Annotated in this window: 16 protein-coding genes; all 16 read right to left on the bottom strand. The window is 71.8% G+C overall.

Features of this window, described 5'->3' with window-relative positions:
- Positions 1 to 9 precede the first annotated feature (9 nt).
- Positions 10 to 1,605: an L-aspartate oxidase gene (gene nadB / locus FJY74_02435; protein MBM3307165.1), complete on the bottom strand. Its 1,596-nt coding sequence runs from the start codon at positions 1,603 to 1,605 to the stop codon at positions 10 to 12.
- Positions 1,602 to 2,588, bottom strand: a complete 987-nt coding sequence (gene nadA, locus FJY74_02430; protein MBM3307164.1) for a quinolinate synthase NadA — start codon at positions 2,586 to 2,588, stop codon at positions 1,602 to 1,604. The genes nadB and nadA overlap by 4 nt, the downstream gene beginning before the upstream one ends.
- The gene (lpxK, locus tag FJY74_02425) at positions 2,581 to 3,708 is read right to left on the bottom strand and encodes a tetraacyldisaccharide 4'-kinase (protein ID MBM3307163.1); all 1,128 of its coding nucleotides are present in this window, start codon (positions 3,706 to 3,708) and stop codon (positions 2,581 to 2,583) included. The genes nadA and lpxK overlap by 8 nt, the downstream gene beginning before the upstream one ends.
- Positions 3,705 to 5,729: a DUF374 domain-containing protein gene (locus FJY74_02420; protein MBM3307162.1), complete on the bottom strand. Its 2,025-nt coding sequence runs from the start codon at positions 5,727 to 5,729 to the stop codon at positions 3,705 to 3,707. The genes lpxK and FJY74_02420 overlap by 4 nt, the downstream gene beginning before the upstream one ends.
- Positions 5,730 to 5,764: 35 nt before the next feature.
- Positions 5,765 to 6,904, bottom strand: a complete 1,140-nt coding sequence (lpxB, locus tag FJY74_02415) for a lipid-A-disaccharide synthase (GenBank protein ID MBM3307161.1) — start codon at positions 6,902 to 6,904, stop codon at positions 5,765 to 5,767.
- A 17-nt stretch (positions 6,905 to 6,921) separates the two neighbouring features.
- Positions 6,922 to 7,941, bottom strand: coding sequence for a Gfo/Idh/MocA family oxidoreductase (locus FJY74_02410; GenBank protein ID MBM3307160.1), 1,020 nt, complete (start codon positions 7,939 to 7,941; stop codon positions 6,922 to 6,924).
- A gap of 84 nt (positions 7,942 to 8,025) precedes the next feature.
- Entirely contained in the window at positions 8,026 to 8,802 is a 777-nt protein-coding gene (gene lpxA, locus FJY74_02405) for an acyl-ACP--UDP-N-acetylglucosamine O-acyltransferase (protein ID MBM3307159.1), read from the bottom strand.
- A complete protein-coding gene (locus tag FJY74_02400) occupies positions 8,803 to 10,116 on the bottom strand; it encodes a bifunctional UDP-3-O-[3-hydroxymyristoyl] N-acetylglucosamine deacetylase/3-hydroxyacyl-ACP dehydratase (protein MBM3307158.1) in 1,314 nt (437 codons plus the stop codon). It abuts the gene before it with no gap.
- Positions 10,113 to 11,159 (bottom strand): UDP-3-O-(3-hydroxymyristoyl)glucosamine N-acyltransferase, encoded by a 1,047-nt coding sequence (lpxD, locus tag FJY74_02395; protein ID MBM3307157.1) that lies wholly within the window; start codon positions 11,157 to 11,159, stop codon positions 10,113 to 10,115. The genes FJY74_02400 and lpxD overlap by 4 nt, the downstream gene beginning before the upstream one ends.
- Before the next feature lie 24 nt (positions 11,160 to 11,183).
- Positions 11,184 to 11,711: an OmpH family outer membrane protein gene (locus tag FJY74_02390; protein MBM3307156.1), complete on the bottom strand. Its 528-nt coding sequence runs from the start codon at positions 11,709 to 11,711 to the stop codon at positions 11,184 to 11,186.
- A gap of 47 nt (positions 11,712 to 11,758) precedes the next feature.
- On the bottom strand, positions 11,759 to 14,182 hold the full coding sequence (bamA, locus tag FJY74_02385) for an outer membrane protein assembly factor BamA (GenBank protein MBM3307155.1): 2,424 nt from the start codon (positions 14,180 to 14,182) through the stop codon (positions 11,759 to 11,761).
- A gap of 101 nt (positions 14,183 to 14,283) precedes the next feature.
- A complete protein-coding gene (locus tag FJY74_02380) occupies positions 14,284 to 18,324 on the bottom strand; it encodes a translocation/assembly module TamB domain-containing protein (GenBank protein ID MBM3307154.1) in 4,041 nt (1,346 codons plus the stop codon).
- A gap of 36 nt (positions 18,325 to 18,360) precedes the next feature.
- The gene (locus FJY74_02375; GenBank protein MBM3307153.1) at positions 18,361 to 20,820 is read right to left on the bottom strand and encodes an ATP-dependent Clp protease ATP-binding subunit; all 2,460 of its coding nucleotides are present in this window, start codon (positions 20,818 to 20,820) and stop codon (positions 18,361 to 18,363) included.
- Between the two features lie 41 nt (positions 20,821 to 20,861).
- On the bottom strand, positions 20,862 to 21,917 hold the full coding sequence (locus FJY74_02370; protein ID MBM3307152.1) for an ATP--guanido phosphotransferase: 1,056 nt from the start codon (positions 21,915 to 21,917) through the stop codon (positions 20,862 to 20,864).
- On the bottom strand, positions 21,914 to 22,432 hold the full coding sequence (locus FJY74_02365; GenBank protein ID MBM3307151.1) for a UvrB/UvrC motif-containing protein: 519 nt from the start codon (positions 22,430 to 22,432) through the stop codon (positions 21,914 to 21,916). The genes FJY74_02370 and FJY74_02365 overlap by 4 nt, the downstream gene beginning before the upstream one ends.
- Positions 22,429 to 23,121, bottom strand: coding sequence for an ABC transporter ATP-binding protein (locus tag FJY74_02360; protein ID MBM3307150.1), 693 nt, complete (start codon positions 23,119 to 23,121; stop codon positions 22,429 to 22,431). Before FJY74_02360 ends, FJY74_02365 begins: the two co-directional genes overlap by 4 nt.

Raw genomic sequence — 23,121 nt, 5'->3', positions numbered from 1 at the left:
CCCGTGCCCTCACACGACGGGGCCTTCTCGCACGACCGTGTCCCGCGCGAAGCGCGCGTCGTCCCGGTCGGGGTAGTCCTCGATGAAGTGCAGCCCTCTCGACTCCCTGCGCTCGAGGGCGCTTCGGACGATGAGGTCCCCCACGAGGCAGATGTTCCTGAGTTCGATGAGGTCGGCGCTCAGTGGGTGCGCGGCCAGGGAGCCGCTCACCTCGTTCCGGATGGACAGCATCCTCTCGCGAGCGAGCGAGAGCCGCCTCTCGGTCCGCACGATGCCAACATAGTCCCACATGAGCCGCCGGACAACGTCCCAGTTGTGGTCGATCACGACGCCCTCCGGCATCGCACCGGGAGACCCGCCGCTCCAGGCCGGCACGTCGCCCGGCCGCCCGAGCGAGCGGGCGTCCTCGATCGCGGCGCGCGCGCCCCGCTCACCGAACACGACCGCCTCGAGGAGCGAGTTGCTCGCCAGCCGATTGGCCCCGTGCATCCCCGTGTGCGCCGTCTCGCCCATCGCGAGGAGCCCCGGAAGCTCGGTGCGCGCGTCGAGGTCCACGGCGACGCCGCCGCACAGGTAGTGGGCGGCCGGGACCACGGGGATCGGCTCGCGGGCGACGTCGATGCCGAGCTCGGCGAGCCGCCCGCTGATCATCGGGAAGCGCGCCCTCAGGCGCTCGGCCCCGATGCCGGTGGCGTCGAGGAGCGCGTGCTTGTCCCCGGTCGTCTTCATCGTCTTGTCGATCGCCCGCGCCACGATGTCGCGGGGGGCCAGATCGGCCCGCGGATGGACGCCCTCCATGATCCGCCGTCCCGACAGCGTCGTGAGCACGGCCCCCTCCCCGCGCACCGCCTCGGAGATGAGGAACGACTTCACGGTCGGGTGATAGAGGCACGTCGGGTGGAACTGGATGAACTCCATGTTGCGCACCGGGACGCCCGCCCTGAGCGCCATGGCCACCCCGTCGCCCGTCGCGATGTCCGGGTTCGTCGTGTAGAGGTAGACCTTCCCGCACCCGCCGGTTGCGAGCACGGTCACGGACCCGCCGATGGTGTCCACGGCCTGCCCGCGGATGTCGAGCACGTGCACGCCGACGCACCGTCGCGCGCCGGGTGGACCTGCGACGGCGAGGTCGACGGCGAGGTGGTCCTCGAGGATCTCAATGTCCGGATGGCGCTCGACGGCCGCGAGCAGCGCCTGCTCGATCTCGCGGCCAGTCATGTCCGCCGCGTGGACGATGCGCCTCCCCGAGTGGCCGCCCTCCCTGCCGAGAGCGAAGGCGGGAGCCTCCGCGCGCCCCTCTTCCGTCGAGAAGCTCGCGCCCCAGGCCGCGAGCTTCCTCACGGCCTCGGGCCCGCGGCGCACCGCGACCTCGACCGCCTCGCGGTTGCAGAGCCCGACGCCCGCGACGAGCGTGTCCTCGATGTGCTTCTCGAACGAGTCGGTCTCGTCCATCACGGCGGCGATGCCGCCCTGCGCCGTGTTCGTCGCCGTCTCGGCGTCGCCCTTCTTCGTGACGATCACGACGCGCCCCCGGTCCGCGACCGACAGGGCGAAGGTGAGGCCGGCGATGCCGCTGCCGACCACGACGAACTCGGCGGTCCTCATGCGGCGCCTCCCCCCGTGCCGGGCACGGCGCCCCCGGCGCGCTCCTCGCCGGAGAGCTCGAGCATCCGCCGGAGCGCGCCGCCGGCGCCCTCGAGCACGCCGGCGGGCACCACCACCTCGTGCTGCTCCCGCTCAAGCGCGAGGACGAGCTTCGGCAGCGTGGTCTCCTTCATGTTCCTGCACACGGCGAACGGCGAGAGAGCGTGGAAGCGCTTCGATGGGTTCACGCGGTTGAGCATGTCGATGAGCCCGATCTCGGTGCCGACGACGAGCTCGTCGCGCGTCGCGGCGAGCCTGACCATGCCGTCCGTGGACGCCACGTGGTCCGCGGCCTCGACGACCTCGGGCGGGCACTCGGGATGCACGACGATCGGAACGCCCGGGTGCTCGCGGCGGGCGAGCTCGACGTCCTCCGGCGTGAACTGATTGTGAACGTAGCAGTGGCCGCGCCAGGGGATGACGGTCTTGTCGGTCTTCGAGGCGACGTACGCGGCGAGATTGCGGTCCGGCACGAAGAGGACGGCCTCGGCGTCGAGCGCGTTCACGACCGTCACGGCGTTGGACGAGGTGCAGCAGACATCGCTCTCCGCCTTCACGGCGGCCGACGTGTTGACATAGCAGACGACGGGCACGCCCGGGTGCGCCGCCTTGAATCCCCGGAGTTGCTCGACGGTGATCATGTCGGCCATCGGGCAGCCGGCCGTGAGCGCGGGGATGATCACCTTCCTGTCGGGATTCAGGATCTTCGCGCTCTCGGCCATGAACATCACGCCGCAGAGCACGATGAGCCGCGCGTCGGTTCGCACGGCCTCGCGGGCGAGCTTGAGCGAGTCGCCCAGCCGGTCGGCGACCTCCTGCACCTCGCGCACCTGGTAGTTGTGCGCGAGCACGATCGCCCCGCGCTCGGCCTTGAGCCGCCGCACCTCCGACTGGAGCTCCTCGCGGGAGAGCCCGGCGAACTCGCCGAGTCTGCCATCACCCATGCGCGTCTCCCCACCTGAGAGCCTTCTCGATCGCCTCCGTGAGCAGCGCCCGCCCGCGGGTCACCTCGAGCTCGATCCCGAGCGCGATCAGGCGCGCGGGCGGCGACCAGCCGGACAGCCGCACGGCGTCCTTCTCGGTCGTGACGATGACGCCGGCCCCGATCTCTCGCGCGCGCTCGGCCACGGCCGCAAGGTCCGAGCTCCGGTACGCGTGGTGATCCGGGTAGACCATCTCGCCGACGACCGACAGCCCCGCGTCGCGCGCCGTCGCCGCGAACCCCTCCGGGTCCGCGATGCCGCAGAGCGCCAGCGCCGGCGTGCCGCGCAGCTCGCCGGCGGCGACGGTCGCGCCGCTCCGCACGTCCCAGAGCTCCGACGGCGCCATCCGCGTCTCGACGATCGGAGCGCGCGGAGCGAGCGGACCGAGCGTCCGGGCCACGAGCCCCGCCCCGCCGCGCGCCCTGTCACAGCGCGTCGCGACGATGAGGTCGGCCCGACCGATCCCCAGCGGATGCTCCCTGAGCGCCCCGGCGGGAAGCGCGTGCCCGTTGCCGAGCGGGAAGCCCGCGTCCACGGCGACGATGTCGAGGTCCCTGGCGAGCGCCGTGTGCTGGAAGCCGTCGTCGAGGAGTATAGCATCGGCGCCCCAGTCCGCCACCGCCGCGCGGGCAGCGTCCGCCCGCCGCGCGGCCACCAGCACCGGGACTCCCTTCGTCAGCAAGGCGATGAGGTACGGCTCGTCGCCCGCCTCCGTCCACGGGACGATCGGACCGTCTCCGCGCGAGACGACGAGGACGCCCCGCGAGCGCCGGCCGTGCCCGCGGCTGACCACCGCGACGCGCCGCCCGCCGTCGGCGAGAAGCCTCGCGATGTGGACGACGAGCGGGGTCTTCCCCGTGCCTCCGACGACGAGGTTGCCCACCGAGATGACGGGCACTCCCGCGCGCGCGGGCCGCGCCGACCGCACCCAGAGTGAGACCGCGGAGCCCATCCCGTAGAGCACGGAGAGCACCACGAGACAGCCTTCGAGAGCCGCCCCGACGCCGCTCGGCCTGACCCGCCCCCGCGCAACGGCGCTCCACCACTCGCGCGCGCCCATGAGCCGGTCGCTCCCGTTCACTGACCACCTCCGGTCGGCCCTCCGACGCGTGACCCGAGCAGGCCGGCGCTCCGGAGGAGCTCCACCGTCCGGTCGAGCGCTCCCCCGCCGGACGAAACGACCGAGATCGCGGCATTGGACGCGGCGTCTCTGAACGGTCGGTCGTTGAGGAAGCGCGCGAGCGCGGACGAGAGCTGCGCGGCGCTCCTGACGACAACGGCCGCCCCGGCCTCGGAGAGGGCGCCGGCGCTGTCGCGGCAGCCGGCGACGTGGTGCCCGATGACGACGGGAACGCCGAGCGCGGCCGGCTCCAGCGGGTTGTGACCTCCGTAGGAGGGAGCGAGCGTCCCCCCCACGAACGCCGCCGCACCGATGCCATAGGCCTCGGCAAGCTCGCCTGTCGTGTCGAGCACGACCACCCGCGCGGCGCCCTCGGGGCCATCCATCCGGGATCGCAGGCGAACGGCCAGCCCGTTCCTCTCGAGTTCCCGAGCCACCGCGCCGACGCGCTCAAGATGGCGTGGCGCCACGAGAAGGACGGCGTCGGGGCTCGCTCGCGCGACCTCCGCGGCCGCCCGCGCGACGGCGCGCTCCTCGCGCGGCCGCACGCTGCCGAAGACGATCACCGGGCCCTCGGGGAGCCCGAGCGAGCGGCGCACGCGCTCGCGGTCGCCCTCGCTGAGGGGCGCGGCGTCGCGTTCGAACTTCGTGTTTCCGGTGACGGCCGCGCGGTCGGGCCTCACGCCGAGGGCGCGGAACCGGTCCGCGTCTCGCCCGGTCTGGCACGCGGCCAGCGCGAGCAGCGCGGCGGGCTTCTTGAGCGGCGACCACGCGCTTGCGGAGCGCCGCGCGCTGCGATCGGAGATCCTGCCGTTGACGACGCCGACCGCCACGCCCTCGGCGACCGCCTCGACGATGAGGTTCGGCCAGAGCTCCGTCTCAACGAGCAGGATGGCGCGCGGGCGCGCTCTGCGGAGCGCGCGCCTCACCGCGCCCACGGTGTCGAGCGGCGCGTACGACGCGAGAACGCCGAGGGGCTCCAGCCTCGCGGCCGCCCTGCGACCGCCCCGCGTGACCGTGGTGAGCAGCACGCGCTCTTCGCTCCTTCGAAGCTCCCGCACGAGAGGCTCGGCCGCCGCGACCTCTCCCACCGACGCCGCGTGCACCCACAGACACCCGGCCGCCGCTGTCGGGACTCCGCCCAGCCGCTCCCGCCTCTCCGTCGGCGGCACGCCGATACACCGCAGGACGGGCGCGGCGGCCCACCCGACGGCGGACGACGCGAGCCGGTAAGCGCGATATGCCGCCGAAGAAGCGGCCGAAGCGCGGACCGACCGCGCGCCCGAAGCGGGCGTTCCCGAAGCGCGGACGCGCGGCCCTCGGCGCGCGGCCTCGGCCTCGGCCGAGGCGCGCGCCAGGGCCGCCTCGAGGGCCGCCGCGCCCGCTTCCGCCGGCGCGTCGGGATCGAACGCGAGGGGCTCCCCATACGCGACCACCACGCGGGAGAACGGAAGCGGCACCAGGAACCTGTCCCAGCTCCCCAGGCGCAGCGCCCGGCTCGCCGCGACCCCCACCGGCACGACCGGCGCGCCGCTCCGCGCGGCCACGTAGACCGCCCCGGCCTGCGCTCTGCGCGCCGGGCCTCGCGGACCGTCGGGGGTGACGGCGACATCATGACCGGCCCGGACCGCCCGGACGAGCATCTGGATCCCTCGCGCGCCGCCGCGGCTCGTCGAGCCCCGCACGACGCGGTACCCGAGGCCCGCCATGACGCGCGCGCTGAGCTCGCCGTCACGGTGCCACGACGAGAGGACGCAGACGCCGCGCCCGCGGTTGGCGTGCTCGAGCGGCAGCAGCGTCCCATGCCAGAACGCGAAGACCAGCGAGCCCGCCGCCCTCCGCGCCGCCGGCACGCGCTCGACGCCGAGCGTTGTCATGCGCCACGTGGACCCGAGCGCGCGGATCGCAAGCGGACCGACGAGACCTCCCACCCCGACCAGGAGCCGGTCGACGACCGAGAGCCGTCTGCGGTCGGATGCCACGTGGCGACCTCCGCGCTTCCAGCGGTTCCCGACGCTCAGACCCCCCGCAGCATCTCGAGCGCCATCCGCGCCACCCTGTCGCTCGCCCCCGGCGTCCCGAGCCGCGACCGCACGCCGAGCAGACGCTCCGAGACGCGTCCGGCCAGAGCGTCGTCCGTGAGGAACGGACGGACGGCCTCGGCGAGGCGGCGGGGCGTCACCTGCCCCTGAACGAGCTCGGGCACGATCTCCTCGCCCGCAACGAGGTTCACGAGGCCGATGTGCCTCGTCCTCACGAGCGAGCGCGCGATCGCGTAGGACAGCGGCGCCATGCGGTACGCGATGACCATCGGCGCGCCTGCGCACGCGGCCTCGAGCGTCGCCGTCCCGGACGACACGAGGAGCGCGTCGGCGCGCCGCATGAGGTCGTACGCGCGCTCGGGGTCCGCCACGTCCACGCGGAGCCCGGACGCCTTCACCATCGCCTCGACCCTCTCCGCGTCGACGCCGGGAGCGCGCCCCAACGCGAGCGACAGCCCCGGCGCCTCGCGCGCGAGGATCTCCGCCGCGCCCAGCATCGCCGGCAGGTGCCGCTCGATCTCCTGCCTCCTGCTTCCCGGAAGAAGCCCCAGAAGACGCGGCGAGCCAGGGGACCGCGGAGCGCGACGGGGAGCGCACAGACCCGGCTCCTCGAGAAGAGGATGCCCCACGAACTCGACCTCGACGCCGCGGCGGCGGTAGAACTCGCGTTCGAACTCGAAGACGACCGCCATGCGGTCCACGCGCTCGGCGATCTGCCGCACGCGCCCTTCGCCCCATGCCCACACCTGCGGGCTCACGTAGTAGAGCACGCGCACGCCGGCGTCGCGAAGTCGCCCCGCGAGCCTCAGATTGAAACCGGGATAGTCGATGAGAACGGCGAGAGGCGTGGACCTGTCGGCGGCCGCGCGGACGAGGTCGCCCATGGCCGCCGCGAAGCGCGGGACGTGCCTGATCACCTCGACGAACCCCACGACGGCGAAGTCGCGCGCGTCGTGGACGATCTCCATTCCGGCCTCGGCCAGGCGAGTTCCCCCGACGCCGTAGACGGACACCGCCGGGGCGAGCTCTCTGAGCCTCCGCACGACCTTCGCGCCGTGCAGGTCCGCCGACGCCTCCGCGGCGACGAGAAGGACCGAGGCACCCTGTCTCATCATCGCAGAACCCCGCCCGCTCAGGCCGGGCGGCACGCGGCGCCCGCCTCGGGTGCCCCGGCCTCGCGGCCTGGATGAGAGCCGATCTGCCGCAGGATCTCGAACGCCACCTCGAGAGCCCTCAGGCCGTCCTCGCCGTCCACCTCGGGCCGCCGCCCGCCGCTCACGGCGTCCGCGAACGACCGAAGCTCGAGCGCGAGGGGCTCGCTCTGGTCCAGAGGGAGCTCCCGATAGTCCACGATGTCCGCAAGTCCCCCCGGGACCTCGCCGCGCGCGATCGCGAGGAGCGTCTCGCGGGGAACGTCCTTTCTGCGGAACACCTGGGCCATGGGGCGCGAGCAGTCGACCGAGACGTAGGCGTCGCGCTGGAAGAACCGGATCTTCCTGACCTTGTCCCTGGACACCCGGCTTGCGGTCACGTTGGCGACGCACCCGTCGGCGAACGTGAGCCTCGCGTTGGCGATGTCCACGCTGGGCGACAGCACCGGCACGCCCACGGCCTCGATCCTCGAGACGTCCGAGCGCACCGTCGCGAGGACGAGATCGATGTCGTGGATCATGAGGTCGAGCACCACCGCGACGTCGGTGCCGCGCGGCGCGAAGACGCCGAGCCTGTGCGCCTCGATGAACCTCGGGGCCGAGAGGACGGTCAGAGCGGCGCGGATCGCGGGGTTGAAGCGCTCCACGTGCCCCACCTGAACGAGGCGTCCCCTCGCGCGGGCGAGCGCGACGAGGTCGCGCGCCTCCTCGGGCGTCGAGGCGATCGGTTTCTCGATGAGCACGTGAACGCCGGCGTCGAGACACCGGCTCGCCACCGCGTGGTGCGCGCTCGTGGGGACCGCGACGACCGCCGCGTCCACGGCGCCGACGAGACCGTCCAGGTCGGGGAACACCCTCGTTCCGTGCAGGGACGCGATGGACTCGGCGCGCGCGCCGTCGGTGTCGTGGACCCCGACGAGCTCGCATCCTCCGAGGCCGGACAGCACGCGGGCGTGGTGCCTGCCGAGGTGCCCCACCCCTATGACGGCGACCTTGAGCACGGCGCGCCCTCCACGCGGAACATGCTCGGGGACGGAGCGGAGGCAGGGCCGCGCCGCGAGACGAGCGGGCGCGGGCGACGAGGCCTACTTCACGATGCCCCTCGAGGACCGCGCGATGAAGCCCAGGATGCGCTCCACCTCGGGCGCCGGGGGAAGCTCCTCGCGGATGCGGGCGACCGCCTGCGAGGTGTTGAGCCCCGAGAGATACAGGAGCCGGTAGACCCGACGGATCCGCGCCCTCGCCTCGGCGGAGAAGCCGTGGCGCTGAAGCCCGATCGTGTTGACGTCCACCGGCCGCATGGGCACGCCGGCGACCTTGAAGTACGGCGGGACGTCCTTCGAGACGCGCGAGAGCCCGCCGACGAAGCTGTACGCGCCGATCTGCACGAACTGGTGGACCGGCGTCATGCCGCCCACGATCGCGTGCTCCTCGATGACGACGTGCCCTCCGAGGTTCACGCTGTTCGCGATGACGACGGAGTCGCCGATGACGCAGTTGTGCGCGATGTGGGCGTAGGCCATGACGAGCACGTTGGCGCCGACGAGCGTCGCCGATCCCTCGCCGGTCGCGCGGTGGACCGTCGCGTACTCCCTGATGCTCGTGCCCGCGCCGACCGTGAGAAACGTCCTCTCCCCGCGGTACTTGAGGTCCTGCGGGTCGGTGCCGAGCACGGCGCCGTGCCCGACGGTGCACCCGTCCCCGATCGTCGTGTCGCGCTCGATGAGCGCCGAGGACTCGATGCGCGAACCGCGCCCGACGGTCACGCCCGGCCCGACCACCGCGAACGGCCCCACGGTCACGCCGTCCCCGAGCTGCGCCCCGGGGTCCACGACGGCCCTCTCGTCGACCGACGTCTTCACCTATCTCCGCTCCCTGTCGACGACCTGCGACCAGAGCTCGCCGTCCACCGCGAGCTCGCCGCGCACGTAGGCGGCGCCCCGCATCTTGCACGTCCCGCGCCTGAGGCGCACGAGCTCGAGCTCGAACCGCACGGTGTCGCCCGGCCTGACCGGCCGGCGGAACCGCGCGTTGTCGATGCCCATGAAGTACACGAGCTTGCGCTCGCGGTCCGGCACCCTCGAGAGCAGCAGGAACCCGCCGACCTGGCCCATCGCCTCGATGAGGAGAACGCCCGGCACGATCGGGTGGCCCGGGAAGTGCCCCATGAAGAACCACTCGTCGGCGGTGAAGTTCTTGATCCCCACGACGCGGCGGTCGTCGAGCTCGAGGATCCTGTCCACGAGAAGGAACGGATAGCGGTGCGGCAGGACCTGCTCGATGTCGTCGATGTCCCATCTCGACGTCTCGCGGTACCGCGCCTTCCCCTGGTGGATCGAGTCGCAGATCCGCTCGACGAAGCGCACGTTGGACGCGTGCCCCGACTTCGAGGCGTAGATGTGCCCGACGAGCGGCATGCCCACGAGCGCGAGGTCCCCCAGGAGATCGAGGACCTTGTGCCGGACGAACTCGTCGCGGAACCTGAGCTTGTCCTTGTTGACGATCCCCTCGCTGCCGACGACGATCGCGTTCTCGAGGCTCCCGCCGCGGATGAGCCCGATCCTCTTGAGCCCCTCGAGATCCTCCTGGAGCGCGAACGTCCTGGCCGACGCGATCTCCTTGCGGAAGGTCTCCTCGTCGATCTCGAAGCTCGCGTACTGCGCGCCGATCGTCGGGTTCGGGTAGTCGATCGTGAAGCTGACGCGGAAGCCGTTGTGCGGGGCGGCGAAGAGCGACACGCCGCCGTCGCTGTAGCTCACGGGTTCCACGATCTCGAGGTGCTGCAGCGGCGCGTCCTGCTCGACGATGCCGGCCTTCGTGATGATGTCCACGAAGGGCCTGCAGCTCCCGTCGGTCGGCTCCGCCGGCTCGTCGGACGTGAGCTCGACGACGACGTTGTCGATGCCCAGGCCGAGAAGCGCGGCCAGGACGTGCTCGACGGTGCACACCTGCACGCCGCCCGACGAGAGCGTCGTGCGCCGCGGCGTTTCGCCTCGCATCATGACGTTGCGGATCGATGCCTGGATGGGCGGCGCGGAAGGCACGTCCGAGCGGACGAAGACGATGCCGGAGCCCGGGGGCGCGGGCTTGAAGGTGACGGTGGAGTCCCGTCCGGTGTGCAGGCCGACGCCATGGTACGAGCAGGGGCCGCGGAGCGTCCGCTGGCACGTCCTCAGCACTTCCCCTCCTTCTCCGAAGCGGCGAGCCGCCGCTCGACCTCCCGCACCCTCCTGAGGAGGTCCGGCAGCGCCTGGATGCAGGCGTTCAACCGCTTGGACAGCGCGTGCCTGCGCGCCGGATACCCCGACACCCGCTCCCCGGGCGGCACGGACTTCGTGACGCCCGCCTGCGCGCCGACCACGGCCCCGTCCCCGATGGTCAGGTGGCCGGCGATGCCCGCCTGCCCCGCCAGCACGACGTGGTCGCCGATCTCGGCGCTCCCGCAGATGCCGACCTGCGCCACGATGATCGAACCTTCGCCGATGACGACGTTGTGGGCGATCTGCACCAGGTTGTCGATCTTCGTGCCGCGCCCGACGCGCGTGGTCCCCAGGGTCGCGCGGGCGATGCAGACGTTCGCCCCGACCTCCACGTCGTCCTCGATGACGACGTTGCCAACCTGCGGGACCTTGACCTGCTCGCCGCCCTCGCGCGCGAAGCCGAAGCCGTCGCAGCCGATGACGGACCCGGCGTGCACGATCACGCGGTCGCCGATGACGCTCGGGGACTTCACCGTCACGTTGGGGTAAATCACGCAGTCGCGCCCGATCACGGCCCCCGGCGCGATGTAGGCGCCCCCGTGGACCACCGTGCCCTCGCCGATCCGCGCGCCGTCCATCACGATGGCGTGCGGCCCCACGGCGACGCCGTGCCCGAGCATCGCGCCGGGCGCCACGTGCGCCGCCGGATGCGCGCCGACCGGCGGCCGGAACTCCTCCCCCGTGAAGAGCCTCACGGCCCGCGCGAAGGAGGCGTAGGCGTTCCCTGTCACGAGGCGGGCCGCCGGCCCGCCCGCCGCCATCCCCTCACACGAGGCGTCGACGATGACCGCCGACGCTCGCGTCGTCTCGAGATACCTGGCGTACTTCGGATTGGAGAGGAACGTGAGATGCCCGGGCTGGGCCTCCCTGATCCCGGAGACGCCGGTGAGCTCGACCGAGCCGTCGCCGACGACCGTCCCGCCTATGCGCTTCGCGACCTCGTCGAGGGTCCAGTTCATCAGGTTCCGGTGAGGGCGGTCCCGCTACTCCGCCCCGCTGTTGAGCCTGTCCAGGACCTGCTGCGTGAGATCGGTCGACGGGGCCGCGTACACGATCCCCATCTGCGAGGCGTCGAAGATCATCACGTAGCCGCCGCTCTCGCCGATGTCGTCGATGATGGCCGTCGCCTTGTCGAAGACCGGCTGCCAGAGCTCCGCCTCGCGCCTCGCGACGAGCCCGCCCACGCCCCAGACCTCGTTGAGGTAGCGCTCGAACGCGGCCTGCTTGTCCCGGATCGCCTGTTCCTTCGCCCGCGCGGCATCGTCGGAGAGAAGCAGCCGCTGACTCTGGAGCTCCGACACGAGAGCGTCGATCTCCTTCTCCATCTCGCGGGCCTTGGCCCTCCAGTCGGACACGCTCGCCTCGAGCTGGGAGTCGACGTCCTTCGCGCCCATGTACCCCAGCCGGATCTGCTCCGAGTTGACGTAGCCGAACTTGTCCGCCGCGCCCGCCGTCGCGGCCAGCGCCGCCACGGCGAGGACCGCCAGGACCACCACGACTCGCATCCTCATCTCTCCCTCCGCGAGAGCGCCGCTTCCCGTCCGCCGCGTCCGCTGCGCTAGTACTCCATCCCGAACTGGAAGTGCACGATCCAGTCCCCGCCCTTGATCTCGTCGAGGCCGTAGCCCATGTCAACGCCGATGCCGCCGAGCATGGGCAGGTCCACGCGGACGCCCGCGCCCACTCCCCAGTAGAGCCCGGCCCCCGGCGCCGTCTCCTCGACGCTCTTCCACGTGTTGCCGCCGTCGATGAAGAGAACGCCCCGGATGGGAAGGTCGCTCGTCTCCTTGGTCAGAGGGAACTTGAGCTCCAACGAGCCGATGAGCATCGTGCGCCCGCCGTAGAGGGTCTCACCGACCGGGAGGATCGAGAGGTCCCGATACCCACGGATGCCGTCAGCCCCCACGCCGCCAAGCTCGAACTTCGTGTCGTCCGGGACCGTGCCGGGATCGCCGTAGCCCGTCACGATGCCGGCCCGGCCTCGCACCATGAGGGTCGTCCCCCAGAAGGCCGGGACGTGCGTCCGCGAGTCCACCACGTACCGCTGGTAGTCCACGTCGCCGCCGAAGGCGCCCCCGAAGAGGTCCGCCCGCAGGCGCGTGTGGCTTCCCAATCTCGGATGGAACCGCCGGTCGGTCGTGCGGCGGACCAGCGTCGTGGAGAGCCCGCTCCGCCACTGCCACTTCGGGACCCAGCGCTCGTACTTCCGCGAGCTCGTGCCGATCACGACGCCGCTCGTATCGCTCACGTCCGTGGTGACGTCGACGTACTCGGCCTGGCGGACCTGCTCCAGCGTGTACGTCACGTAGAGCATCGTGCTCCGCGATCCCATGAACGGCCAGCCCAGCCTCACGTCGCCGCCGCGGCGCTCGCGCTTCACGACGTAGTAGCGGACGCCGTCGTCGTCGCCGTCGAGGATGTCCTGCAGCTCCTCCGGGCTGACGACGTCGGCGAAGTACTTCTCGTAGAAGCTGTCGCTGAACCCGCTGTAGGCCCGCTTGTCGTCCCGATCGTAGAGGTCGAAGCCCACGGTGAGGTCGCGGTCACGGAACCAGGGCTCCGTGAACCCCAGCACGATCTCGTTGGTCTTCTTCCCGAACTCCCACTTGAGGTTGAGGAACTGCCCGTTGCCGAACAGGTTGCCCTCGGTGAGCTCGAGAAACCCGGTGACGCCCTTCTGACTGGTGGAGATGCCGACGCCGGCCCGACCCGTCTGCCGCTCGGCGACGTTGAACGTGAGGTCCACATCCCCCGGGGTCCTGCTGTCGGAGAAGTGAACGCTCAGGTAGCGGTCGTCGAAGAAGCCGAGGTTCGCGATCCTGCGCTGGCTGGCGATGATGTCGGACGTGTGGTAGAGGTCACCGGGCTTGACGGTGAGCTCACGGCGGATGATCTTCTCCTTGGTGCGCGTGTTGCCGGTGATGTGGATCTGCCCGATGTGCGCAGGCTCGTTCTCCCGGACCGCGAAGCGGAGCCTGAGCGTCCCCTCCGATTCGGCCTCCTCGGTCGTGTCGATGCGCGCCCGGATGTACCCGCGCTCCCCGTACCAGCTCCTCACCGCTCCGACCGTTTCGGCCACGGACTTGGGGTCGTACACCGCGCCGACCTTCACGGTCGACAACCCGTCGAGTTCCGGGGCTGCGAAGTCCGACGCCCCGGTCCACTCCACCGCGGAGACCCTGTACTGCGCGCCCTCGTCCACGCGCACGGTCACCGTGACGCGCCGCCCCGTGCTGTCGTGGCTCGTGTCGTAGCCGGCCACCTTCGCGTCGATGTGCCCGGCCGCCCGGTAGCGGGCGACGATCTCGCGAAGGTCCTGCTCGAGGACCGCCGTGTCAAGGAAGGCGTCGGTGCGCCACCAGCGGTCCTCCTTCGTCTTCATGACCTTCTTGAGCTCGCCGGCCGACAGGGAGTCGTTCCCCTCGAACACGATCTCCTTGACCGTGATGCGCTGCCCCTCGCTGATCGTGAACACGACTCTGACCGTGCTGTCCGACGTCGGGACCGACTTCGCCTCGACGGCGCCGGCGCCGAAGCCGCGGCGCTCGAGGAGCCCGCGCACGGCCACCTTCGAGTCCTCGAGCCGGCTCTCGTCGAAGGGAGAGCCGGCCTTCAGCACGATCACGGCGCGGAGGTCGGAGTCCGACACCTTGTCGTTGCCCAGCACCACGACCTCGGAGATCCTCGGCCGCTCCTCAACGATCACGAAGACCCTGAGCGTCCCGTCATCGAGCCGCTCGCCCTCGAGGACGATGTCCGAGAAGTCCCCGAGCGCGTAGAGGCGGCGGATGCCCTCGCGGACGGCCTGGGCCGTAGGCTCCTCGCCGATCCTGAGCCCGAGCGTCAGGAGGATCCTGTCGCGGCTGACGAGGCGATTGCCCTCGACGGCGATGCTGCTGACGACCTGCGCGGCGGACGGAAGCGCAGACACCAGCGTGAGGAAGAGAACGACAGCAAGAAGCACGCGCGAGCGGAGCGACATGGTTCGACACCTCCGTGCCCGAGTCAACCGGGCATGCTAGCACAGCACCTCCATGCTGTAAACCGGAATCCTGGAGCGCTCGCGCGCCGCCGGTGGGGCGGTCAGAACTCGAAGCGGTTCTCGATGGAGATGCCCCTGTCCCACGCGGACAGCCGGGGGTCGTAGACGACGCGCAGGGAGAGGGACGTGTGCGGAGACACCTCGTATTCAACGCCGAGCTCGTGGCGAAGACCGAGGCGCTGGTATCCGATGTCCTGCTCGAAGGCCTCCGCCCGACCGACGTACGACAGCAACCAGTCACGCGAGACGTACTTCCCCAGCGTGACGCGCGTGTCCGCAAGGAACGGCAGGTACTCGCCGCGACCCTCGTGGGCGCGCCACTCGTCGAGGTGAGACAGGAAGTGCCCGACGAACTCGACCTCGATCCTCACGAGGTCGAGACGCAGGTTCCTGCGCACGCGGGCCTCGATCGGCGAGAGGAGCGGCCGCACGAGCTGGCCGCCGATCTGGCTGCCCACGACGTCGAGCGCCTGCTTCCTCTCCAGCGAAGCCTGCTCCTCGCCGGCGAGGAAGTCGAACCCGATGCCGTACTGCAGCCTCGAAAGGACCTTCTCCCGCGTGTCGTCCTCTGGAGCGTCCGACCTGAGCACGAGCGAGCTCTCGTCGAGCGTCACGCCGGCGCCGGTCAGCATGAGGTCCCCCTCGGCGGAGTCCATGCTGAGCGTGATCCTCGTTCCGTCCTCGACGCGCGTCAAGGCCTCGACGGTGAACCGCGGCGGCTCGCAGAACGCGGGGAACTCCACGACAGCCTTCTGGACGTCGAACTCGGCGCCGGCGAATCCTACGGTCCCGCGCCTCGCGGCCACGCGACCCGCCACGCACAGGGTGTGCTGCGAGGGCACGCCGACGAGGTCCAGGCTGCCCCCGCGCTCCACGTGCAGCGTCGCGTCGGCGCGCCGATACCACAGGTTCCTCCCGGCGATGATCCGCACGTCCCACTCGGCGTCCGAGAGGAAGTCGCCGCCGACGCCGATCCCTCCTTCGAGGAACGGGTAGGTGAAGGTCATGTCGGACAGCTCGATCTCCCCCCGGAGGACGGGCTGATCGGAAGGCCCGGCGATGAGGAACGCGGGGGCGCCGTCCCGGCCGCGGGCCGCGGCGTGGCCCACGTGTCCGGGTTGCATGAGGCCGGGGACCCGCAGCTTGATGCCGGCCGGGTCGGTGAAGAGGGCCAGAGCGCCGAGGTCGATCCCGGCGGCCTCGAGGGCCGGGAGCTCCTCTCCGCCGGGGGACGCTCCCCGCACGCTCTCGAGGCGCACGGCCCTGCCCTCCACGCGCCCGCCGGCCGCCCCCGACGTCACCTCTCCGTCCACGACGGCGACGGAGACGGCGAGGTCCGTGATCTCGTCGAAGAGCGCCCGCGGCCTGGCGCTCCTGGCCCTCGCCTCGAGCTCGCCGTGCGCCACCGACACGCCGTCGCGGTTCCCCACGAGGTGGAGGTTCAGCGTGCCCTCCCCTCTGGCGACATCGGCCAGCTGGACCACTTCCATGAGGAGCGCGAGAGGGTCACCGCCGACCTCGACGGTGAGGGAGGCTTCCGCCTCGCCGCCCGGCAACAGCGCCTCGTACGGGACGAGGCCTGTCGCGCTCAGACGGTAGCGCCCCGAGCGCTCGAGCGCGAGCGGCTCAACACGCGCAGCGCCCTCCGCGCCGGTCACCCTCGCCGCGAGACGGTCGAACGGGATCCCGAGGAACTCCCCGCGGGAGGACTCCACGAGCGCGTCGAAGCTCGGCCTGCCCCGCGTGCCGCCGATGCCGGCGGTCACGTCGAAGCGCGTCTCGTCGCTCCCGCCGAGCAGCCGCCCGGGGAGGTCCCTCCCGCGCACGGACACGGAGACCTCGCCCTCGCGGTCGAGGCTCACCTCCCCCGACGCGGTGAGCGCGGGAGTGCCGCCGTCGAGGAGCTCCGCGGCGCGCAGCGCGACGCGCTTCCCCGCGACGGAGGCCGAGAGCGTCGCGCCCAGGCCGCCGACGCCTCCGATCCGCACGCCGTCGGCCGCAGCCTCGATCTCGGCGCGCGGCTCGTCCACGGTCCCGCCGAGCGTCGCCGACAGCGACAGAGCGCCGTCGACCCCGCCCAGCGCGGGCTTCGCGACCGCCGCCCGCAGGATGTCCGCAAGGGCCGCCTGCGACACGACGACCTCTCCTTCGATCCCGCGGGCGCCCCTGAGGCCGATGCGGGCGTGGGCCGTCACGGCATTCGCCAGGACGAGGTTCGCGATGTCCAGCGCCTCGCGATCGAGGGCGACGTCGGCGGAGAGCGGGACCGCAACGCCGCGGAGCGTCGCGTCCTCGGACCGGCACGATGCGGCCATGCGCCTCGCGCCCGGGCCGCCCGAGAGCGTCCCGGAGAGCGCGAAGAAGCCGGTGAGGTCGCCGCCCAGCGCGCCGAGCCCCCCGCGGAACGTCAGGCCGTCGAGCGGCCCGCGAAGCGACAGGCTTCCGTCGAGGATGGTCGGAGCGAGGGGAACGCCGCGCGGCACAAGCGTCGAGTCGGCGGCGAACCCCGACAGGGTCGCATGGACGTCGAGCGCGGGACGCGTCGTGAGGTCCGTCACCGAGCCGACGACGGCGTAGGTGCCCGCGTCGGACCTGAGATCGACCGTAAGCGAGTCGCCGTCGAAGACGACGTCGCCGCGACCGGAGCGGAGCTGGACGCCCGCGACGGCCAGCGCCCGCCACGCGACCTCGGCGGACGCGCTGGGGCGCTCCGTGGTCCCGGCGATGCGAAGCGACCCCAGCGAGACGCGGCCCCCGACGGACGGGTCCGCGTCGCGCCAGAGCGCGGAGAGGTCAAGGTCGGTCGCCTCGCCGGACACATCCAGCGTCCACGGCGTGGACCCGTCGCGCCGGCCGGCGCTCCCCGCCACGGAGAAGCGCCCTCCCGCGGCCTCGCCGGTCAACCGGTCGACCTCGACGCGGCCGTCACCCAGCCGCCCCGAACCGGCGCACCCGGAAAGCGAGACCGGGCCGAGCGTGAGGTCGGCGCGGGACACGGAGAGATCGAGCACCGGCGCGCCGAACGCGCCGGTGAGAGCGGCGACGAGGTCGGCGGTGCCCTCGGGGACGGCGACGTCGTCGCCCCCGTGCTCGCCGCGCGCGAGCCGCCACGCCGCGTCGAGCGGAAGGCCGCTCGCCGTCACGCGGAGCCCGTCGAACTCGCGTCGCGCCAGAGAGACGGCCCCGTCGGCCTCGAGGTCGCTCGACCTCCACGCGCCCGTCGCTTCCGTCACCGAGAGGACGTCGCCGTCGAGCGACCCGCGGGCGCTCACGGCCCGGAGCGTCTCGCCTTCGGCGAAGGCCAGGTCGGCGTCGCGGAGTCCGAAGGAGACGTTCCAGTCGGTGGACGCGCCGTCCGTCGTGAGCGCGAGGGTTGCTTCGCCGCGGCCGGACAGCGGGCGTGCCCGGACGCGCGGAAGCGTCACGAGTCCGTCCGACGACAGGTCGCCGTCGGCCACGCTCGCCGTGACGGACAGGGACCGCGAGAGGCGGTCCCACGCGAACGCCCCCGTGAGATTGCCGCGCGCCCCCAGACAGCTTCCGGAGACCTCGCCGGCCACGCGCCCGTCGCGTCCCCGCGCCGCCACGAGGTCCAGCGAGTGCGCGCCGAGGGACCAACCGGCGGTGTCGATGAACGTGATGGATGCATCGGAAACGCTCACGCGGTCGGGGATGGCATCGAACACGGCGGCGGGCCGAAACCGGGCGCCGGTCCCGGCCTCGTCCGCGGCGCCCAGCGCGATCACGATGCGGGGGCCGCTCACGACCGCGCTCCCGAGGCTCCCGGCCGGGTTGAACCCGGAGGCCACGAGCCTCGGCCAGCTCACGCCGAGCGCGATGCGCGGTATCTCGACGAACCCGCCGCCCTCGAGTTCGACACGGACGTCGGCGGCGCGCACCGACGCGAGACCGACCTCGAGCTCGCCGATGGAGAGCCGCCCCTTCGCGTCCGGCATGAGCCGCTCGGCGACGGCGCGGCGGAAGGCGGGATGGCGCGACGCGACCCTGAGCCCGACGAAGACGAGGGGCACGACCGCGACGAGCACGAAGGCGAGAAGAAGGACCCAGCGGCGATGGCGCATGCGTGAACTTCCCGCCCGATCGGCGAGGCGGACCGGCTAGGCGGCTGCCTTCACCTTCCTGGAAGCCACCCTGAACGCCAGTTCCTCGCCCTTGCGTTCGATGAGGATCTCGCCGCCTTCGCCGAGATTCCCCTTGAGGATCTCGTCGGACAGCGGGTCCTCGAGATACCGCTGGATGGCGCGACGCAGCGGCCGCGCGCCGAAGGCAGGGTCGAAGCCCTTCTCGATGAGCAGGTCCTTGGCCTCCTCCGAGACGTTGATCGACACCTTGGCGTCCGAGAGCCTCGTCTGCACCTCGCGGACGAGGATGTCCACGATGGCCTTCATCTCGCCGGCGCCGAGGGCCCGGAACACGACCGTTCCGTCCACGCGGTTCAGAAACTCCGGGTTGAACACGTTCTTGAGGGCCTCGGTGACCTTGCCCTTCATCTGCGTGTAGACGTCCTGCGTGCTGTCTTCCTTCTGGAACCCGATGCCGCGGCCCTGGGCGATGTCGCGCGCGCCGACGTTCGACGTCATGATGATCACCGTGTTCCGGAAATCCACGGTGCGCCCGAAGCTGTCGGTGAGCTGGCCGTCCTCGAGCACCTGCAGCAGGATGTTGAACACGTCGGGATGCGCCTTCTCGATCTCGTCGAAGAGCACGACGCAGTACGGGCGGCGGCGCACCTTCTCGGTCAGCTGCCCGCCCTCCTCGTACCCGACGTACCCGGGCGGCGCGCCGACGAGCCTCGACACCGCGAAGCGCTCCATGTACTCGGACATGTCGAGGCGCACGAGGGCGTTCTCGTCCTCGAAGAGGAACCGCGCGAGCGTCCGGGCGAGCTCGGTCTTCCCGACGCCGGTGGGCCCGAGGAAGATGAAGGAGCCGATGGGGCGCTTCGGATCGCGGAGGCCCGCCCGGTTGCGGCGCACCGCCTTCGCGACGGTGGTGAGCGCCTCCTCCTGCCCGACGACGCGCCCGCGCAGATCGTCCTCCATGTGGAGGAGCTTCTCGCCCTCCTCCTGCGCCAGCTTCTTCACGGGGATGCCGGTCATGCTCGCGACGACCTCGGCCACGTCGTCCACGTCCACCTTCGCGCGGTGGTTGTGCTTCGTCTGGACCAGCTCCCGCCGCGCCGACTCGAGCCGCGACTGGTACTCCCGCTCCTTGTCCCGGAGCTCGGCCGCGCGCTCGAACTCCTGCCGCTCGCTCGCGGCCCGCTTCTCGCAGGAGACCTGGTCGAGCTCGCGCTCGAGCTCCTTGATCTCGAAGGGGATCGCGCTCACCTCGAGCCGTGCCCTCGCGCCGGCCTCGTCGATGACGTCGATCGCCTTGTCCGGCAGGAAGCGGTCGGAGATGTACCGGTCGGCGAGCTTCGCCGCGGTGGCGAGCGCCTCGTCCGTGATCTCGACGGAGTGGTGCTCCTCGTAGCGGCACCGGAGACCCTTGAGGATCTCGACCGTCTGATCCACGGTCGGCGGGTCCACGATGATGGGCTGGAAGCGCCGCTCGAGGGCGCCGTCCTTCTCGATGTGCTTGCGGTACTCGTCGAGCGTCGTCGCCCCGATGCACTGGAGCTCGCCGCGCGCGAGCGCCGGCTTCAGCATGTTCGCGGCGTCGATGGCGCCCTCGGCGCCGCCCGCGCCGACGATCGTGTGCAGCTCGTCGATGAAGATGACGACGTTCTCGCACTCGCGGATCTCGTTCATGAGCGTCTTCAGCCGCTCCTCGAACTGGCCGCGGTACTTCGTGCCGGCCACCGTGGAGGACAGGTCGAGCATGACGAGCCGGCGGTCCTTGAGCGTGACGGGAACCTCGTTGCCCACGATCTTCTGCGCGAGCCCCTCGACGATGGCGGTCTTGCCGACGCCGGGCTCGCCGATGAGCACGGGGTTGTTCTTCTTCCGACGCGAGAGCACCTGGAGCACGCGCTCGATCTCGCGCTGCCGACCGATGACCGGGTCCAGCTCGCCCTTCCTGGCGAGCTCGGTGAGGTCGCGACCGAACTGGTCGAGCGTCGGGGTCTCGGCGGACCGCTCCTTCTCGTGCTCGCCGTCCTCGGCCGCCGCGGCGCCGCCCAGGACCTTCATCACCTGGTCGCGCGCCGTGCGGAGGTCCACATCGAGGTCGCGAAGGACCTTCGCCGCCACGCCCTCGCCCTCGCGGACGAGCGCGAGGAGGAGGTGTTCCGTTCCGATGTACTGGTGATGGAGGATCCGCGCCTCCTCCCGGGCCAGCTCGAGCACGGTCTTCGCGCGCGGCGTCCACTGCGTCTCCTTCATGGAGGCGCCGTAGGTCCCGCGGGCGACGTACGACTCGACCATCTCCCGGACGGTGTCGAGGTCGATGGCGAGCTCCCTGAGCACGGTCGCCGCCACGCCCTCGCCCTCGCGGACGATCCCCAGGAGCAGGTGCTCCGTGCCGAGGTAGTCGTGGTGGAGCCTCGCGGCCTCTTCCCGTGCAAAGTAGAGGACGCGTCGCACGCGCGGCGTGAAGTCCCTCTGTCTCTGCATCGCTGGCCTCCATGGACGCGGCGGGAGCGCGCTCGCGCGCGCTAGTGCGCCGACGAAAGCTCCCGCCTCACGATGTCGGCCCGAAGGGCGTTCCGCTCCTCGGCCGACGCGTCCCCCCTCACGTATCTCAGATGCCCCGGCTGCGTGACCACGAGGAGTCGGTTCACGGTGGACAGGGGCACGGTGTCGATCAGTCCCTCGGCGACCCCGAGGCGGAGCGACGACGCCAGCTCCATGACCTCGCCCGCCGTCAGCAGCCGCGCGCTCCGGAGCACGCCGTACGCGCGCCATGCCTCATCGGCGAGGCGCCGGTCGCTCGCGGCGAGCTGCGCGCGCGCCTCCGACTCGAGGTTCGACAGCTGCCCGGCGACGCGCTCCACCGTGTAGGCGATGTCGTCCTCGGTCTGCCCGAGCGTCGTCCGGTTCGAGATCTGGAAGAACGCCCCCTGCGCGGCGCTGCCCTCCCCGTAGAACCCGCGCACCGACAGGCCGAGCTTGCTCACGCTGCCCAGAACCTGCGACACCCGGCCGCTCCGCACGAGCGCGATGAAGTGCGCGAGCACGGAGACGCGCATCCCTGTGCCCACGTTCGTCGGGCATGCTGTGAGATACCCCCAGTCGCTCAAGAAAGCGTAATGCAAGTTCCGGTCCAGTTCGGACTCGATCTTGCCGGCCAGGCGCCAGGCGTCGAGGGGCTGGAGACCCGAGCGGATGCACTGGAGCCGGATGTGGTCCTCCTCGTTCACCATGACGCTCACGATCTCGCGCTCGCCGACGACGACGGCGCCGCCCGGGCCGCCGCACGCGAGCTCGGGGCTCGCGAGGTGGCGCTCCACGAGGATCTGCCGCTGGGGCTCGTCGGCGTCTTCCACGCGGACGACGAGGGCGTTGCGGAGGTAGTTGCTCCTGAGCGCCGCCTCGAGCGCGCGGTCGCGGACGCGCTCGAGGTCCGCGCGCCCCGCGCGACCAGGGAACCGCTCGCCCTCGATGTTCCGGGCGAGCCGCACGCGCGTGGAGAGGATCACGTCCGAGCGCGCCCCGGAGCCGTCCAGCCAGGCCGCCGGCTCACGCATCATCGCGTCGAACGACCACGTCACGACCGTTCCCTCCCGGCGCGCAGGCTCTCCTCCTTCTGCCTGATGAGGTCCCGGAGCGACGCCGCGCGCTCGTACTCCTCGCGCTTCACGGCGCGCTCGAGCTCGGCGCGCAGCCTCAGGACCTCCCGCCTCGGCCCCTCGAGCGACTCGAGCGATCCCGGGACGCGGCCCGCGTGCTCCGTGCTGCCGTGGATCCTCCGCACGAGGGACGCAAGCTCGTCGTGGAACGCGGCGTAGCACGCCGGGCATCCGAGCCTCCCCCGCTTCCGGAACTCCGCGAGGGAGAGCCCGCACCCGTCGCATGTCGGCCCCGGCTCCGCCGCGCCCTCGCGGCCCGCCTCCTCGAGAAGGCCCATGAGGATGTTGACGAGCGGCCCCGACAGCGACGAGAGCGACGCGCTCACGCCGCGCCTGGCGGCGCACTCCTCGCACAGGTTCCACGCGGTCGCCTTGCCGTCGGCGAACTCGGTGTAGGTGACCACCGCCTGCCTGTTCCCGCAGTCCGTGCAGATCACGCGCCGCCCCTCGGGAGCTCCACCGCCCGCCCGCCGCGCAGCGTGATGACGCGGTCCGCGCGGTGGAACAGCTCCTCGTTGTGGGTCACGATGGCGAACGTCTGTCCGGTGGAGTCCCGGAGCTCCCACAGAAGATCGTGGAGTTCCGTGCCGGACGCCCGGTCCAGGTTCCCGGACGGCTCGTCCGCGAGGACGACGTGCGGGCCCGTCGCGAGCGCCCTGGCCACGGCCACGCGCTGCTCCTCGCCTCCCGACAGCTCGCCCGGCCTGTGGTCCACCCGCTCGGAGAGGCGAACGCGGGCGAGGAGCGCGGACGCCCGCGCCGCAGCATCCGCGCGCGTCATCCCTGCGATGAGGCAGGGCATCATGACGTTCTCGAGCGCGGTGAGCTCCTTGAGCAGGTGGTGGAACTGGAACACGAAGCCCACGGTCCGGTTCCTGAACGCGGCGCGCTCGGTCTCCGAGAGCGCGAACGCGTCGGTCGAGTCGATGAACACGGTCCCGGCGGTCGGCGCGTCGAGCGTTCCCATGATGTGAAGGAGCGTGCTCTTCCCGACGCCCGACGGGCCGACGATGGAGATGATCTCGCCGCGCTCCACCTCGAGGTCCACGCCCGTGAGCACGTCGAGCCGCTTCTCGCCCGTGACGAAGCTCTTCGTCACGCCCCGCGCCGCAAGGATCGCCGCCAC

This window comes from Candidatus Effluviviaceae Genus I sp. (assembly GCA_016867725.1).
Classification (GTDB): domain Bacteria; phylum Joyebacterota; class Joyebacteria; order Joyebacterales; family Joyebacteraceae; genus VGIX01.
The sequence above is the reverse complement of the archived record's forward strand: the minus strand, read 5'-3'. Positions and strand labels throughout refer to the sequence as shown.

What these genes read in the sequence shown, in the direction of transcription:
- bamA (MBM3307155.1), bottom strand. Translation starts at nt 14,182, where the DNA reads ATGTCGCTCCGCTCGCGCGTGCTTCTTGCTGTCGTTCTCTTCCTCACG.
- FJY74_02390 (MBM3307156.1), bottom strand. Translation starts at nt 11,711, where the DNA reads ATGAGGATGCGAGTCGTGGTGGTCCTGGCGGTCCTCGCCGTGGCGGCG.
- lpxB (MBM3307161.1), bottom strand. Translation starts at nt 6,904, where the DNA reads ATGATGAGACAGGGTGCCTCGGTCCTTCTCGTCGCCGCGGAGGCGTCG.
- FJY74_02380 (MBM3307154.1), bottom strand. Translation starts at nt 18,324, where the DNA reads ATGCGCCATCGCCGCTGGGTCCTTCTTCTCGCCTTCGTGCTCGTCGCG.
- nadB (MBM3307165.1), bottom strand. Translation starts at nt 1,605, where the DNA reads ATGAGGACCGCCGAGTTCGTCGTGGTCGGCAGCGGCATCGCCGGCCTC.
- lpxD (MBM3307157.1), bottom strand. Translation starts at nt 11,159, where the DNA reads ATGAACTGGACCCTCGACGAGGTCGCGAAGCGCATAGGCGGGACGGTC.
- nadA (MBM3307164.1), bottom strand. Translation starts at nt 2,588, where the DNA reads ATGGGTGATGGCAGACTCGGCGAGTTCGCCGGGCTCTCCCGCGAGGAG.
- FJY74_02375 (MBM3307153.1), bottom strand. Translation starts at nt 20,820, where the DNA reads ATGCAGAGACAGAGGGACTTCACGCCGCGCGTGCGACGCGTCCTCTAC.